Origin of the sequence: Bacillus cereus group sp. BfR-BA-01453, from assembly GCF_022662915.1 — a bacterium.
GTDB classification, from domain to species: domain Bacteria; phylum Bacillota; class Bacilli; order Bacillales; family Bacillaceae_G; genus Bacillus_A; species Bacillus_A paranthracis.
In genome coordinates this window covers 90,792-107,027 of sequence record NZ_JAKUEN010000001.1, presented here as the reverse complement: position 1 = coordinate 107,027, position 16,236 = coordinate 90,792, and the positions used below count along the sequence as shown (strand labels likewise).

Genomic DNA, 16,236 nt, shown 5'->3' with positions numbered 1-16,236 from the left:
TGAGGAGAGTTTTTTTGTATAACAGATTGATGTTGTTCGTACATAGCGTCATAATCGCATTTTTTTGAAAAGCCATGAATTGCATTTCAATTTTTGCTTAAAAGAAATGCAGGTTGGTAATACTAGAATTTAAGTATGAACAAAGAAAGTTTTACATTGTTCGCATTTTCGACTTGATTGTAATATTTCAGTATGATATAGTAAGCAGTGGTGTCAGTACAAAGTACACACGTTTACTGATTTAAGTGTTGGTGCTACGTTTGTAGTTTCGCTTAGAGATGAAGTAAACGGAGGATATCAAAAACCATTTAGGAGGAACTATATTATGTCAGTAATTTCTATGAAGCAATTGCTTGAAGCTGGTGTTCATTTTGGACATCAAACTCGTCGTTGGAATCCAAAAATGAAGCGTTACATTTTCACAGAGCGTAACGGTATCTACATCATCGACTTACAAAAAACTGTGAAAAAAGTTGAGGAAGCTTTCAAAGTTATGCGTGACATCGCTGCTGAAGGCGGAGACATCTTATTCGTAGGTACTAAAAAACAAGCACAAGAAGCTATTAAAGAAGAAGCAACTCGTGCTGGTATGTACTTCGTTAACCAACGTTGGTTAGGTGGAACTTTAACTAACTTCCAAACAATCCAAAAGCGTATCAAGCGTCTTAAAGACATCGAAAGAATGCAAGAAGATGGTACTTTCGAAGTACTACCTAAGAAAGAAGTTGTTCAACTTAAAAAAGAGTTAGAGCGTCTTGAGAAATTCTTAGGCGGTATTAAAGATATGAAAGGTCTTCCAAGTGCATTATTCGTAGTAGACCCTCGTAAAGAGCGTATTGCAGTTGCTGAAGCACGCAAATTACACATTCCAATCATCGGTATCGTTGATACAAACTGTGATCCAGACGAAATCGATCACGTTATCCCAGCGAACGATGATGCAATTCGTGCTGTAAAACTTCTTACATCTAAAATGGCAGACGCGATCCTTGAAGCAAAACAAGGTGAAGAAACTGTTACTGCGTAACAAAGTTGGAAAGGTGATAAGGGGTTCGGCCTTTTATCACCTTTTTTAAGGTATAAACACCTTTATAAAAGGTATAAATACATATTTTAGGAGGATGAAAAGTATGGCAATCACTGCACAAATGGTAAAAGAATTACGTGAAAAAACTGGCGCAGGTATGATGGACTGCAAAAAAGCTTTAACAGAAACAAACGGCGACATGGAGAAGGCAATTGACTTCTTACGTGAAAAAGGTATCGCGAAAGCTGCTAAAAAAGCAGACCGCATCGCTGCTGAAGGTTTAACTTTCATCGAAACAAACGGTAACGACGGTTTAATCTTAGAATTAAACTCTGAAACTGATTTCGTTGCGAAAAACGAAGGTTTCCAAACATTAATTAAAGAATTAGCTGCTCACTTATTAGCTAAGAAGCCTGCTAACGTTGAAGAAGCTATGGCTCAAACAATGGAAAACGGTAAAAAAGTTGAAGAGCACATCAACGAAGCAATCGCTAAAATTGGTGAAAAGCTTACACTTCGTCGTTTCGAAATCGTATCAAAAACTGATGCAGATGCATTCGGTGCTTACCTACACATGGGTGGACGCATTGGTGTTCTAACAGTTCTTGAAGGTTCTACTGATGAAGCGGCTGCTAAAGACGTAGCAATGCACATCGCTGCAGTTAACCCAAAATACATCGATCGTGATGCTGTAACAGCTGAAGAAGTTGAGCATGAGCGTCAAGTATTAACACAACAAGCATTAAACGAAGGCAAGCCTGAAAAAATCGTTGCTAAAATGGTTGAAGGCCGTCTAGGCAAATTCTTCGAAGAGATTTGCTTACTTGACCAAGCATTCGTTAAAAACCCTGATATGAAAGTTCGTCAATTCGTTGAGTCTAAAGGCGCAACATTAAAAGGATTCGTTCGCTATGCTGTTGGTGAAGGTATCGAAAAACGCGAAGACAACTTTGCTGAAGAAGTAATGAACCAAGTAAAAGGTAGTAACTAATACAGATTAGGGAACACATTGTGTTCCCTTTTTTAAAATAAAGATGTAAGCAATTGGAGGTTCATTATGAGTAAACCGAAATATAATCGTGTCGTTTTAAAGCTGAGTGGAGAAGCTTTAGCTGGCGAGCAAGGATTTGGAATCAACCCAGCTGTTATTAAGTCAGTTGCGGAACAAGTGAAAGAAATTGCAGAACTAGATGTAGAGGTTGCTGTTGTTGTTGGCGGCGGTAACATTTGGCGTGGAAAAATTGGAAGTGAGATGGGCATGGATCGTGCAGGAGCGGATTACATGGGCATGTTAGCGACAGTTATGAATTCATTAGCTCTTCAAGATAGCTTGGAGAACATCGGAATTCAAACTCGCGTACAAACTTCAATTGAAATGCGTCAAGTGGCAGAGCCTTACATTCGTCGTAAAGCAGTTCGTCACTTAGAGAAAAAACGTGTTGTTATCTTTGCAGCAGGTACTGGTAACCCATACTTCTCTACAGATACAACGGCAGCGTTACGTGCAGCGGAAATTGAAGCTGACGTAATTTTAATGGCGAAAAACAATGTGGATGGCGTATATAATGCAGATCCATCTATTGACCCAACAGCTACGAAATACGAAACACTTACTTACTTAGATGTATTAAAAGAAGGTTTAGGTGTAATGGATTCTACAGCTTCTTCTCTATGTATGGATAATGATATTCCATTAATTGTATTCTCAGTTATGGAAAAAGGGAATATTAAACGTGCCGTGTTAGGCGAAAATATCGGAACAGTTGTAAGGGGGAAATAAATATGGGACAACAAGTATTGAAGTCTGCAAATGAAAAAATGGAAAAAGCGGTTGCTGCTTATTCACGCGAATTAGCAACAGTTCGCGCTGGTCGTGCAAACGCGTCTGTATTAGATAAAGTACAAGTTGATTACTATGGTGCACCAACACCAGTTGTGCAATTAGCGAACATTACAGTTCCAGAAGCACGTTTACTTGTAATTCAACCGTATGATAAAACTTCTATCGGTGATATCGAAAAAGCAATTTTAAAAGCAGATTTAGGCTTAAACCCTTCTAATGATGGAACTGTAATTCGTATTGCATTCCCTGCATTAACAGAAGAGCGTCGTCGTGATCTTGTAAAAGTTGTGAAAAAATATGCTGAAGAAGCAAAAGTTGCTGTTCGTAACGTACGTCGTGACGGTAACGATGATCTTAAGAAGCTTGAAAAAGCTGGCGAGATTACAGAAGACGATTTAAGAGGATATACTGAAGATATCCAAAAAGAAACAGATAAATATATTGCAAAAGTTGACGAAATCGCAAAAAACAAAGAAAAAGAAATCATGGAAGTGTAATAGCGATACTTTCGCAAATATGACCCTCTTCTTAAGGGGGTCTTTTTACACTTTTAGGCATACGTCTGCTTGTTGGAGGGTATGAATGATGTTTAAAAACTTTCCTTTTTTTAAAGGTAAAAAGGACACATCGTTTGATCATCTCGTTGAAGAAGTGAAAAAAGGATACATCCCAGAACATATTGCCATCATTATGGATGGTAATGGAAGGTGGGCAAAGAGGAGAGCGATGCCTCGTATTGCGGGACATCATGAAGGCATGCAAGTTGTAAAGAAAATCACAAAATTTGCAAGCAAACTTAATGTGAAAGTATTAACTCTTTATGCTTTTTCAACTGAGAACTGGAAAAGACCAAAAAAGGAAGTTGATTATTTAATGAAGCTTCCAGAAGAATTTTTAGGTACATTTTTACCAGAATTGATTGAAGAGAACGTACAAGTCCGTGTAATAGGGCAACAAGATCGTCTTCCTACGCATACACGCAGAGCGATGGAGAAGGCCATGGAAGAGACGAAAGAGAATACGGGATTAATTCTGAATTTCGCGTTAAACTATGGAAGTCGAGATGAAATCGTTTCTGCTGTGCAACATATGATGAAAGATCGTGAGGAAGGAAAAGTTCGTGTTGAAGATGTAAGCGAAGAAATGCTTTCTTCCTACTTAATGACGAGTTCTTTACCTGACCCAGAATTGTTAATCCGTACGAGCGGAGAGCTACGTATTAGTAATTTCATGTTATGGCAAATTGCATATTCGGAATTTTGGTTTACAGATGTGTATTGGCCAGATTTTACCGAGGAACATTTGCTAAATGCGATTACAGACTTTCAACATAGAGGGCGCAGATTCGGAGGCGTGTAGAAAGAGAGGGTTTGGTAGTGAAACAGAGAATTATTACTGGAGTGGTTGCTGCCGCGCTATTCATTCCCATCGTAATTTACGGTGGCGTGCCTTTTACGGTTTTAGTGTATGCACTTGCTTCTATAGGTTTATATGAATTAATTCGTATGAATAAGCTTACGCTTATTTCAGTACCAACAGTTTTAGCTGCAATATTATTATGGATTATTTTAATTCCAAGTAGTGCATCAGAACTGTTTACTTGGATTGGATTAGGTAAATTAGAAATCACATTTGTGATTGTTTTATTACTTTTATCATATACAGTCCTTTCTAAGAATACATTTACTTTTGATAATGCTTCATTTTTACTAATGGCAACAACATATGTTGCAATGGGATTCTTATATTTGAATGAAACGAGGATATTAGGAATTAAATATGTGTTTTGCGCATTATTTGTTATATGGGCTACTGATTCAGGTGCATATTTCGTAGGAAAAGCATTAGGAAAAAGAAAATTATGGCCAGAAATTAGTCCAAATAAAACGATTGAAGGTTCATTAGGCGGCATCGTTTGTGGAATTGTTGTGGCACTTGTTTACAATATGTTCTTCCCAGTTCAGGCTAATGTAGGGATTTTAATTGTGTTGACAATTATCATTTCTATTTTTGGACAAATTGGTGATTTAGTACAATCTGCATTTAAACGTCATTATGGCGTAAAGGATTCAGGTACAATTTTACCTGGACATGGTGGTATATTAGATCGAACAGATAGTTGGTTATTCGTTTTACCAATTCTCTACTTCTTATTACAATACAATTAATAAATGAACGAGGGGTTGGAGTCATGAAAAACATTAGTTTATTAGGTGCAAGCGGATCAATTGGTACACAAACTTTAGATGTATTACGCTCGCACCCAGACCAATTCCGTCTCGTTGCTTTTTCTGTAGGGAAAAATATTGACTATGCAGTAAAGGTCATTCAAGAATTTTCTCCGCAAATTGTCTCTGTGCAAAGAGAGGAAGATGTTTTAAAATTACAAGCTGTCTCTGGTAATACAAAAATTGTATATGGTAGTGAAGGACTTTTAGAAGTAGCATTACATCCAGATGCAGAGATAGTAGTAAATGCTGTTGTAGGTAGCGTAGGGTTGTTACCAACACTTCGTGCAATTGAGGCGAAAAAAACAATTGGAATTGCAAACAAAGAAACGTTAGTAACTGCAGGGCATCTTGTAATGGAAGCAGCGCGAAAACATAATGTTTCGTTACTTCCAGTAGACAGCGAACATTCAGCTATTTTTCAATGCTTGAATGGTGAAAATGAAAAAAGAATTTCTCGACTAATTATAACGGCTTCTGGTGGAAGTTTCCGTGATAAAACGAGAGATGAATTGCATCATGTGACCGTAGAAGATGCGCTTCGACATCCAAACTGGTCAATGGGTTCGAAAATTACAATTGATTCTGCTACAATGATGAATAAGGGGCTAGAAGTAATTGAAGCACATTGGCTTTTTGGTATCCCTTATGAGCAAATCGATGTTGTTTTACATAAAGAAAGTATTATTCATTCTATGGTTGAATTTGAAGATCGTAGTGTGATGGCACAGCTTGGCTCACCTGATATGCGAGTGCCAATTCAATACGCACTTACATATCCTGATCGATTACCTCTTTCAGACACAAAGCAGTTAAACTTATGGGAAATAGGAACGTTGCATTTTGAGAAGATGAACCAAGAACGTTTCCGTTGCCTACGTTTTGCGTATGAAGCTGGAAAAGCAGGTGGAAGTATGCCAGCTGTAATGAATGCAGCGAATGAAGTAGCTGTTGAAGCTTTTTTACAAAAGAGAATTGGTTTCTTAACAGTGGAAGACCTCATTGAAAAAGCAATGAACCATCACAATGTCATTGCACGTCCAAGCTTAGAGGAAATTCTGGAAATTGATGCAGCCACAAGACGGTTTGTGATGGAACAAATTTAGCAAAGGTGGTATGGAATTGAATACAGCGATTGCCTTTATATTAATTTTCGGTGCACTCGTATTTTTCCATGAGCTAGGGCATCTATATTTCGCAAAACGAGCAGGTATTTTATGCCGTGAGTTTGCGATTGGTTTTGGTCCGAAAATATTCTCATTTGAAAAGAATGAAACGGTGTATACGATTCGATTACTGCCCCTTGGCGGCTATGTAAGAATGGCTGGCGAGGATGCAGATACAGTTGAGTTAAAGCCTGGGAAAAAAGTTGGCCTTGTATTAAACGAAAAAGACGAAGTTGCAAAATTAGTTTTTGATGGATATGAAAAGTATCCCAATGTTCGCGTTATTGAAGTCGAACAATCTGATTTAGAGCATAATTTAACAATTTCGGGTTATGAAGAGTACGAGGAAGAGCTTCAAACATTCCGAGTGAATGAGAAGGCTCGTATTATTACTGCCGGTGAAGAAATTCAAATTGCTCCGTATAATAGACAGTTTGGCTCTAAGAAATTAGGTCAACGTGCTTTAACGATCTTTGCGGGTCCTGCAATGAACTTCATTTTAGCATTTGTTATTTTTGTGATTCTTGGATTTGTACAAGGTGTTCCTGTTGACAAACCAATGGTCGGAAAAGTGATGGAGAATAGCGCAGCAGAGCAAGCTGGGTTAAAAGAAAATGATACAATTCAAGCTATTGATGGGAAAAACACAAGTACATGGAAAGATGTTGTTACCATTGTACGTGAAAACCCGAATAAAGAACTTACGTTACAAGTAAAGCGTGATAGTGAACAGTTTAATGTGAAAGTAACGCCAACGCTTGATAAAGAAGGTAAAGAAGAAGTTGGTAGAATCGGTGTCTACTCTCCTGTAGAGAAAACAGTGATGGGGTCTATTAAATCAGGTTTTGAACAAACATACCAATGGACGAAACTAATTTTTGAGTCTCTTGTGAAATTAGTAACGGGCCAATTCTCTATTAATGAGTTGTCAGGTCCAGTAGGAATTTATAATCTAACAGATCAAGTAGTAGATTATGGATTTACGCGTGTATTAAGTTTAGCAGCAGTTTTAAGTATTAACCTTGGTTTATTTAATTTACTACCAGTTCCCGCTTTAGACGGTGGACGTTTGTTCTTCTTCTTAATTGAGGCATTGCGCGGGAAACCAATTGATCGCCAAAAAGAAGGAATGGTTCACTTTATTGGTTTTGCATTATTAATGTTACTTATGTTAGTTGTAACTTGGAATGACATTCGTAAGTTTTTCTTGTAAAATAAAGTGAAACTTATAATGAAATAGAGCTCGTAGAATAAAATCCCTCACCTAACTCGAGGTGAGGGGTTTTCCTGCGTGTAAGAGTAAAATGAAGAGGTGCGAATAAATGAAACAAAGTATGGTATTCAGTCCTACATTACGTGAAGTTCCAGCTGATGCGGAGATTAAGAGTCATCAGTTATTACTTCGTGCAGGTTTTATGCGTCAAAATGCTTCTGGTATTTATAGTTTTCTACCATTTGGTTTAAAAGTACTACACAAAGTAGAACGTATCGTTCGAGAAGAAATGGAGCGCGCAGGTGCTGTAGAATTATTAATGCCAGCGATGCAAGCTGCAGAATTATGGCAAGAGTCAGGTCGTTGGTATTCTTACGGATCTGAATTAATGCGTATGAAAGATCGTAACGCTCGTGAATTTGCATTAGGAGCGACACATGAAGAAGTAATTACGGATCTTGTACGTGATGAAGTGAAATCATATAAAAAATTACCGTTAACATTATATCAAATTCAAACAAAATTCCGTGATGAACAAAGACCTCGTTTCGGTTTATTACGTGGAAGAGAGTTTCTAATGAAAGATGCATACTCTTTCCATGCTACACAAGAGAGCTTAGATGAAGTATACGATCGCTTATACAAAGCATACTCTAACATTTTTGCTCGTTGTGGTTTGAATTTCCGTGCGGTTATTGCTGATTCTGGGGCAATGGGTGGAAAAGATACACATGAATTTATGGTATTATCTGATGTTGGTGAAGATACAATTGCATACTCTGATACATCTGATTATGCAGCGAACATCGAAATGGCTCCTGTTGTAGCTACGTATACGAAGAGTGACGAAGCAGAAAAAGCGCTTGAAAAAGTAGCAACACCAGACCAAAAAGCAATTGAAGAAGTATCTGCATTCTTAAACATCGAAGCTGAAAAGTGCATTAAGTCTATGGTATTTAAAGTAGATGAGAAATTAGTAGTTGTACTTGTTCGTGGTGATCATGAAGTAAATGATGTAAAAGTGAAAAATGTATACGGTGCTTCCGTTGTTGAGCTTGCCTCTCATGAAGAAGTAAAAGAATTATTAAATTGTGAAGTTGGTTCATTAGGTCCAATTGGTGTAACAGGTGATATCGAAATTATTGCTGATCACGCTGTAGCATCAATTGTCAACGGATGTTCAGGAGCGAACGAAGAAGGGTTCCATTATGTAAATGTAAATCCAGAACGTGACTTTAAAGTAAGTCAATATACGGATTTACGATTCATTCAAGAAGGAGACCAATCTCCAGACGGAAACGGAACAATTCTTTTCGCACGCGGAATTGAAGTTGGTCATGTATTTAAATTAGGAACTCGTTATAGTGAAGCAATGAACGCAACATTCCTAGATGAAAACGGAAAAACACAACCACTTATTATGGGTTGTTACGGCATTGGTGTGTCTCGTACAGTGGCAGCAATTGCAGAGCAGTTTAATGATGAGAACGGTTTAGTTTGGCCAAAAGCTGTTGCACCGTTCCATGTGCATGTAATTCCAGTAAATATGAAATCTGATGCACAACGTGAAATGGGTGAAAACATCTATAACTCATTACAAGAGCAAGGATATGAAGTACTACTAGATGATCGTGCAGAACGTGCAGGTGTTAAATTTGCTGATGCTGATTTATTCGGCCTTCCAGTTCGCGTGACAGTTGGTAAAAAAGCAGACGAAGGTATTGTAGAAGTGAAAGTACGTGCTACAGGTGAGTCTGAAGAAGTAAAAGTAGAAGAACTTCAAACATATATTGCTAATATTTTAAAATAGGAAGAGGTACCTCGTAATGAGGTACCTTCTCTTTCTTTGTAAACGTATTTTGTAAAAGAAGAAGGGAGAAATCTTTCTTTGTAGTACGTTTCAATTTATAATAGCAAATGGAAGGAGAGTGCTTATGTCTTTAACAAATGAACAAAAAGAGCGATTTCAAATTTTGCTCCAGCAGTTGCAAATACCAGACGACCTTATAAATCAATATTTACAAGGCGGTGGTATTGAAAGGCTCGTTATCGATAAAGCGAATAAAAGTTGGCATTTTAATTTACAAGTGCCACGTATTTTGCCTACAGAATTATATGAATTGCTAGAAACAAAGCTTAAGCAATCATTTTCTCATATTGCAAGAACAACATTTGCATTAGAAACAGAGAATAAACAATTTACTGAAGAAGAAGTGAGGGCGTATTGGCCACTTTGTACGGAACGAATTACATTTTCACCTATGTTTGCTTATTTAAAGAAGCAGCTTCCGCAGGTCAATGGAGTGAAGTTACTTATAAATGTGAATAATGAGCTGGAATCTACTGCTTTAAAGAAAAACGTTGCGAAACCAGTAGGGGATCAATACGAAGCTTTTGGATTCCCCCGTTTCCAGTTAGACACACATATAAAGCAAAATACAGAAGAAATGCAAAAGTTTCGTGAGCAAACGCAGCAAGAAGATCGCGAACGTGTTATACAAGCTATGGAAGAAATGGCGAAGAAACAAGCTGAAGAAAGCAGCGTTGTGCACGAAGGACCGATTACACTTGGGTATCTTATTAAGCCGGATGAAGAGATTACACCGATGCGAGAAATTCAAGATGAAGAAAGAAGAAAAACAGTTCAAGGATATGTCTTCCATGTAGAAACGAAAGAACTTCGTAGTGGCCGTACGTTATTAACTTTAAAAATAACGGATTATACGGATTCTATTATGATCAAAATGTTCTCTCGTGACAAAGAAGATATTCCAATGCTGCAGTCCTTGAAAAAAGGAATGTGGGTAAAAGCGCGTGGCTCTGTTCAAAATGATACATTCGTTCGAGATTTAGTAATGATTGCAAATGATATTAATGAAATAACAGGACCGTCTCGTAAAGATAAAGCGCCAGAAGGTGAAAAACGAGTAGAGCTTCATCTCCATACTCCGATGAGTCAAATGGACGCTGTTACTCCAGTTTCTAAGCTTGTTGCTCAAGCTGGTAAATGGGGACATGAGGCGATTGCCATTACAGACCATGCTGTTGCACAGTCATTCCCAGAAGCATATTCAGCTGGGAAAAAAGCCGGAATTAAAGTTATATACGGTGTAGAAGCGAATTTAGTGAATGACGGTGTACCAATAGCGTATAACGAAGCGCATCGTTTACTTGCAGAGGAAACGTATGTTGTTTTCGACGTTGAGACGACAGGTTTATCAGCTGTGTATGATACAGTTATTGAGTTAGCTGCTGTAAAAGTAAAAGGTGGCGAAATTATTGACCGCTTTGAATCTTTTGCAAATCCGCATCAACCGTTATCGGCAACAATCATTGAGTTAACAGGCATTACAGATGATATGTTAACCGACGCACCAGAAGTAGACGAAGTGTTTAAAAAGTTTGAGGAATGGATGGGTGACCATACACTTGTTGCTCATAACGCAAGTTTTGATATGGGCTTTATTAACGTAGGATTTAAAAAAGCTGGTTTAGAAAAAACGAAAAATCCAGTAATAGATACGTTAGAACTTGCACGATTTTTATTCCCAGAAATGAAAAACCACCGTTTAAATACGTTGTGTAAAAAGATGGATATCGAATTAACTCAGCATCACCGTGCGATTTATGATACAGAAGCAACGGGATATTTACTTGTAAAAATGTTAAAAGATGTGATTGAAAAAGGTTTTGAATATCACGATCAATTAAACGATAGTATGGGACAAGGGGATGCATATAAGCGCGGGCGTCCAAGTCATATGACATTACTTGCTACATCGGATGTTGGATTGAAAAATTTATATAAACTTGTTTCATATTCTCATCTAAATTACTTTTACCGTGTACCGCGAGTACCAAGATCACTATTAAAAAAATATCGTGAAGGTATTTTAGTAGGAACGGCTTGTGATAAAGGTGAAGTGTTTGAGGCAATGATGCAAAAAGCTCCTGAAGAGGTAGAAGAAATTGCGCAGTTCTACGATTACATTGAAGTAATGCCACCAGAAGTGTTACGTCATTTAGTAGAGCGTGAACTTGTTCGGGATGAGGGGCAATTAAAAACAATTATTTCAAACTTAGTAAAACTAGGTGAGACGTTAGATAAACCAGTTGTCGCTACCGGAAACGTGCATTACTTAAATCCAGAAGATGCAATGTATCGTAAAATTTTAGTTAGTTCGCAGGGCGGAGCCAATCCGTTAAACCGACATTCATTACCACCTGTACATTTCCGTACAACCGATGAAATGTTAGAGTGTTTCTCATTTTTAGGTGAAGACGTAGCGAGAGAAATTGTCGTAACAAATACACAAAAGATTGCATCATTAATTGGCGATGTTCATCCAGTAAAAGATGATCTATACACACCGAAAATTGAAGGTGCAGATGATGAAACGCGTGATATGAGTTATAAAATGGCGCGTAGTATTTATGGTGAAGAGTTACCTGAAATTGTAGAAGCGCGTTTAGAAAAAGAATTAAAAAGTATCATCGGGCATGGATTCGCCGTAATTTATTTAATTTCACATAAGCTTGTGAAAAAATCATTAGTAGACGGATATCTAGTAGGTTCGCGTGGATCGGTAGGTTCATCATTCGTTGCAACGATGATGGAAATTACAGAAGTAAATCCATTACCACCACACTATGTATGTCCGAAGTGTAAGCAATCAGAATTCTTTAATGATGGTTCTGTAGGTTCTGGTTTTGACTTACCGGATAAAGAATGTCCAACTTGTAATATTCCATATGTAAAAGATGGACATGATATTCCGTTCGAAACGTTCCTTGGATTTAAAGGAGATAAGGTACCCGATATCGATTTGAACTTCTCTGGGGAATATCAACCACGTGCCCATAACTATACGAAAGTACTGTTCGGTGAAGATTATGTATATCGTGCAGGAACGATTGGTACAGTTGCGGAAAAAACTGCTTATGGATATGTAAAGGGTTATGCAAATGATCATAACTTAACGATTCGAAATGCAGAAATTGACCGCTTAGTAGCAGGATGTACCGGTGTAAAACGTACAACAGGACAGCATCCAGGTGGTATTATCGTTGTGCCAGATTATATGGACATTTTTGATTTCTCACCAATACAGTATCCAGCAGATTCAATAGGTGCTGAGTGGAGAACGACACACTTTGACTTCCACTCTATTCATGATAATTTATTGAAGCTTGATATATTAGGACACGATGATCCTACAGTTATTCGTATGTTACAAGATTTAAGTGGTATTGATCCAAAAACAATCCCAACGGATGATCCAGAAGTAATGAAAATTTTCTCAGGGCCAGAATCGTTAGGCGTAACGGAAGAACAAATTAACTGTAAGACAGGTACACTTGGTATACCAGAGTTTGGTACGAAATTCGTAAGACAGATGTTAGAAGAGACGAAACCGACGACGTTCTCAGAGTTAGTCCAAATTTCTGGATTATCACATGGTACGGACGTATGGCTTGGTAATGCGAACGAGTTAATTTATAACGGTACATGTACGCTGAGTGAAGTTATCGGTTGTCGTGATGACATCATGGTATATTTAATCTATCAAGGTTTAGACCCATCATTAGCCTTCAAAATCATGGAGTCAGTACGTAAAGGTAAAGGTGTACCAGAAGAATGGGAAGAGGACATGAAAAGTAATAATGTACCAGGTTGGTATATCGATTCATGTAAGAAGATTAAGTACATGTTCCCGAAAGCCCATGCGGCTGCTTACGTACTTATGGCTGTGCGTATCGCATACTTTAAAGTACATTTCGCGCTTTTATTCTATGCGGCATACTTTACGGTTCGTGCAGATGACTTTGACGTAGAAGCGATGGCAAAAGGTTCAGCATCTATACGTGCAAGAATCGATGAAATTGCGCAAAAAGGTTTAGATGCAGCACCGAAAGAGAAGAGTTTATTAACGGTACTAGAAATGACACTTGAAATGTGTGAGCGTGGATACTCATTCCAAAAGGTCGATTTATATCGCTCACATGCAACAGACTTTATTATTGATGGAGACTCATTAATCCCTCCATTTAATGCGGTGCCTGGTCTTGGTACAAACGCAGCTTTAAGTATTGTGGAAGCACGTAAAAATGGAGAATTCTTATCAAAAGAAGACTTGCAGCAGCGTAGTAAGGTTTCGAAAACAATTATTGAGTATTTAGATAGTCAAGGTTGTTTAGGTGATTTGCCGGATCAAAACCAGTTATCGCTGTTCTGATAGGTAGGAAAAGTCTTTGCAAATCAACATTTGGTATGGTATACTATTAACCGAGATAACCATGTCATGTATATTGTGTGAAAAGAAGAGTGGGGAAACCCACTCTTTCGTGTTACTATCTACATTTTATTGATGTGGAGAGGTAAGAAATTTCTGTCGTATATACATATTTTGTTACAAGTTTTACTTCTTAAATTTGGTAATACTAAGACAGATATTCCCTGCTTAACGGCAGGGGCTTTTGTTAGCTAACGAGAAAGAATAAGATAGACCGTTCTATGGACGGGGTCTTTTCTTGTGAATGGTACATGGCGGCAGGAAGGAGGCTGTTTATGGATAAGAAAGTCACAGAAGTTGTAGAAGCATTTGCGCAGCCAATCGTTGAAGAGTTAAATCTTGAACTTGTAGATGTAGAGTATGTGAAAGAAGGACAAGACTGGTTCTTACGCGTATTCATCGATTCTGAAAAGGGAGTCGACATTGAAGAATGCGGTGCGGTGAGTGAACGTTTAAGCGAAGCTTTAGATAAAGAGGATCCAATTCCTCATCTTTACTTTTTGGATGTGTCATCTCCTGGAGCAGAACGTCCATTAAAGAAAGAGAAAGACTTCCAGCAAGCGGTAGGAAAACAAGTGGCAATTAAAACATATGAGCCGATTGATGGTGAAAAGATGTTTGAAGGAAAAATGCTTTCCTACGATGGTACTACAATTACACTATTATTAACAATTAAAACACGTAAAAAAGAAATCCAAATTCCAATGGACAAAGTTGCAAATGCGCGACTTGCTGTTACGTTTTAGTTAGAAGGGGGATCTTCATGAGCACTGAGTTGTTAGATGCCTTGCTCGTATTAGAGTCAGAAAAAGGAATTAGCAAAGATATTATTATTGATGCGATTGAAGCAGCGTTAATCTCTGCTTATAAACGCAATTTTAACCAAGCACAAAACGTTCGTGTGAGCTTTAACCCACAAGTGGGAACAATCCAAGTTTTAGCACGTAAAGACGTTGTTGATAATGTGTTTGATCCACGTCTTGAAATTTCTGTTGAAGAAGCAAGACAAATTAATCCAAACTATCAAGATGGTGACGTACTAGAAATTGAAGTAACACCAAAAGATTTCGGTCGTATTGCAGCACAAACTGCAAAACAAGTTGTAACACAACGAGTGCGTGAAGCAGAGCGTGGTGTTATTTACTCTGAGTTTAGTGATCGTGAAGAAGATATCATGGTTGGTATCGTACAACGTCAAGATGCTCGTTTCATCTATGTAAGCTTAGGGAAAGTAGAAGCTTTATTACCTGTAAGTGAGCAAATGCCGAACGAACAGTACAAACCACATGATCGTATTCGCGTATTCATTACAAAAGTAGAAAAAACAACAAAAGGACCACAAATTTACGTATCACGTACACATCCTGGTCTTTTAAAACGTTTATTCGAAATGGAAGTTCCTGAAATTTATGATGGAACGGTTGAAATTCGTTCTGTAGCACGTGAAGCAGGAGATCGTTCTAAAATCTCAGTACATGCAGAGAACATTGATGTTGATCCAGTAGGTTCTTGTGTAGGACCGAAAGGACAACGTGTACAACGAATTGTAGACGAACTAAAAGGTGAAAAGATTGACATCGTTCGCTGGTCAAATGATCCAGTAGAATATGTTGCCAATGCTTTAAGCCCATCACAAGTTGTGAAAGTACTTGTAGATGAAGAAGAGAAAGCAACAACTGTTGTTGTTCCAGACCACCAACTGTCATTAGCTATCGGTAAACGTGGACAAAATGCACGTCTTGCAGCTAAATTAACAGGTTGGAAAATTGATATTAAGAGTGAGTCTGATGCGAAACAACTTGGAATTGTAACAGAAGAAGATAGCGTAGTCGCATTCGGATTCGATTCAGTTGAAGACGAAATCGAGTAGAGGTGATGAGTATGAGCAATCGAAAAGTTCCGTTACGAAAATGTGTTGCAACGCAAGAAATGAAATCAAAACGAGAGCTCGTTCGCATTGTTCGTTCCAAAGAGGGAGAAGTGTCTATTGATTTAACTGGAAAGAAATCAGGACGAGGTGCTTATTTATCAAAAGATAAAGAGAGCATTCTTCAAGCTCAAAAGAAAAATGTTTTGGAACATCATCTAAAAGCGAAAATCGACAGTTCTCTTTATGAAGAGCTTCTTGAGCTTGTTGAGAAGGAGTCGAAATAAGTGTCCGATTGGAAATCGTTTTTAGGACTAGCAAACCGGGCTCGAAAAATTATTTCGGGTGAAGAACTCGTTTTAAAGGAAGTACGAAGTGGCAAAGCAAAACTTGTGTTGCTATCTGAAGATGCGTCAGTAAATACTACAAAGCGTATCACAGATAAAACGACGTACTACAACGTACCAATGAGAAAGGTCGAAAATCGACAACAATTAGGGCATGCGATTGGGAGAGATGAGCGAGTCGTTGTAGCTGTGTTAGATGAGGGCTTTGCGAAAAAGCTGCGTAGCATGCTCGATACAAATTACCGGGGGTGA

14 protein-coding genes are annotated in these 16,236 nt (G+C 38.1%); all 14 read left to right on the top strand.

Translation table 11 applies throughout. The annotated features are described in order from the left end of the window. Positions 1-325: 325 nt before the first annotated feature. The 14 genes from rpsB to MR070_RS00410 all read left to right on the top strand — a co-directional run bounded on the left by rpsB (position 326) and on the right by MR070_RS00410 (position 16,236). Positions 326-1,027 (top strand): 30S ribosomal protein S2, encoded by a 702-nt coding sequence (rpsB, locus tag MR070_RS00475; RefSeq protein ID WP_000111483.1) that lies wholly within the window; start codon positions 326-328, stop codon positions 1,025-1,027. A gap of 103 nt (positions 1,028-1,130) precedes the next feature. After that, the gene (gene tsf / locus MR070_RS00470) at positions 1,131-2,018 is read left to right on the top strand and encodes a translation elongation factor Ts (RefSeq protein WP_001018580.1); all 888 of its coding nucleotides are present in this window, start codon (positions 1,131-1,133) and stop codon (positions 2,016-2,018) included. Between the two features lie 66 nt (positions 2,019-2,084). After that, positions 2,085-2,807, top strand: coding sequence for a UMP kinase (gene pyrH, locus MR070_RS00465; protein ID WP_000042663.1), 723 nt, complete (start codon positions 2,085-2,087; stop codon positions 2,805-2,807). 2 nt (positions 2,808-2,809) lie between these two features. Then, the gene (gene frr, locus MR070_RS00460; protein WP_000531500.1) at positions 2,810-3,367 is read left to right on the top strand and encodes a ribosome recycling factor; all 558 of its coding nucleotides are present in this window, start codon (positions 2,810-2,812) and stop codon (positions 3,365-3,367) included. A gap of 85 nt (positions 3,368-3,452) precedes the next feature. Next, the gene (gene uppS / locus MR070_RS00455) at positions 3,453-4,229 is read left to right on the top strand and encodes an isoprenyl transferase (RefSeq protein WP_000971300.1); all 777 of its coding nucleotides are present in this window, start codon (positions 3,453-3,455) and stop codon (positions 4,227-4,229) included. A gap of 17 nt (positions 4,230-4,246) precedes the next feature. After that, the gene (gene cdsA / locus MR070_RS00450; RefSeq protein ID WP_242260372.1) at positions 4,247-5,038 is read left to right on the top strand and encodes a phosphatidate cytidylyltransferase; all 792 of its coding nucleotides are present in this window, start codon (positions 4,247-4,249) and stop codon (positions 5,036-5,038) included. 23 nt (positions 5,039-5,061) lie between these two features. Next, positions 5,062-6,204, top strand: coding sequence for a 1-deoxy-D-xylulose-5-phosphate reductoisomerase (dxr, locus tag MR070_RS00445; protein ID WP_000790359.1), 1,143 nt, complete (start codon positions 5,062-5,064; stop codon positions 6,202-6,204). Between the two features lie 16 nt (positions 6,205-6,220). Continuing rightward, a complete protein-coding gene (gene rseP, locus MR070_RS00440) occupies positions 6,221-7,477 on the top strand; it encodes an RIP metalloprotease RseP (RefSeq protein ID WP_001090239.1) in 1,257 nt (418 codons plus the stop codon). Positions 7,478-7,586: 109 nt separating this feature from the next. Then, the gene (locus MR070_RS00435) at positions 7,587-9,287 is read left to right on the top strand and encodes a proline--tRNA ligase (RefSeq protein ID WP_000814305.1); all 1,701 of its coding nucleotides are present in this window, start codon (positions 7,587-7,589) and stop codon (positions 9,285-9,287) included. A gap of 124 nt (positions 9,288-9,411) precedes the next feature. Then, complete coding sequence (locus MR070_RS00430; RefSeq protein ID WP_044791582.1) at positions 9,412-13,713, top strand: PolC-type DNA polymerase III; 4,302 nt, start codon at positions 9,412-9,414, stop codon at positions 13,711-13,713. Positions 13,714-14,045: 332 nt separating this feature from the next. Then, positions 14,046-14,516 carry a ribosome maturation factor RimP gene (rimP, locus tag MR070_RS00425; RefSeq protein WP_000359097.1) on the top strand — a complete coding sequence of 157 codons (471 nt, stop codon included), beginning with the start codon at positions 14,046-14,048 and terminating at the stop codon, positions 14,514-14,516. A gap of 17 nt (positions 14,517-14,533) precedes the next feature. Beyond that, the gene (nusA, locus tag MR070_RS00420; protein WP_000102609.1) at positions 14,534-15,640 is read left to right on the top strand and encodes a transcription termination factor NusA; all 1,107 of its coding nucleotides are present in this window, start codon (positions 14,534-14,536) and stop codon (positions 15,638-15,640) included. Positions 15,641-15,651: 11 nt separating this feature from the next. Beyond that, positions 15,652-15,924: an RNase P modulator RnpM gene (gene rnpM / locus MR070_RS00415; protein WP_000071128.1), complete on the top strand. Its 273-nt coding sequence runs from the start codon at positions 15,652-15,654 to the stop codon at positions 15,922-15,924. Continuing rightward, positions 15,925-16,236 carry a YlxQ family RNA-binding protein gene (locus tag MR070_RS00410; RefSeq protein WP_001286523.1) on the top strand — a complete coding sequence of 104 codons (312 nt, stop codon included), beginning with the start codon at positions 15,925-15,927 and terminating at the stop codon, positions 16,234-16,236.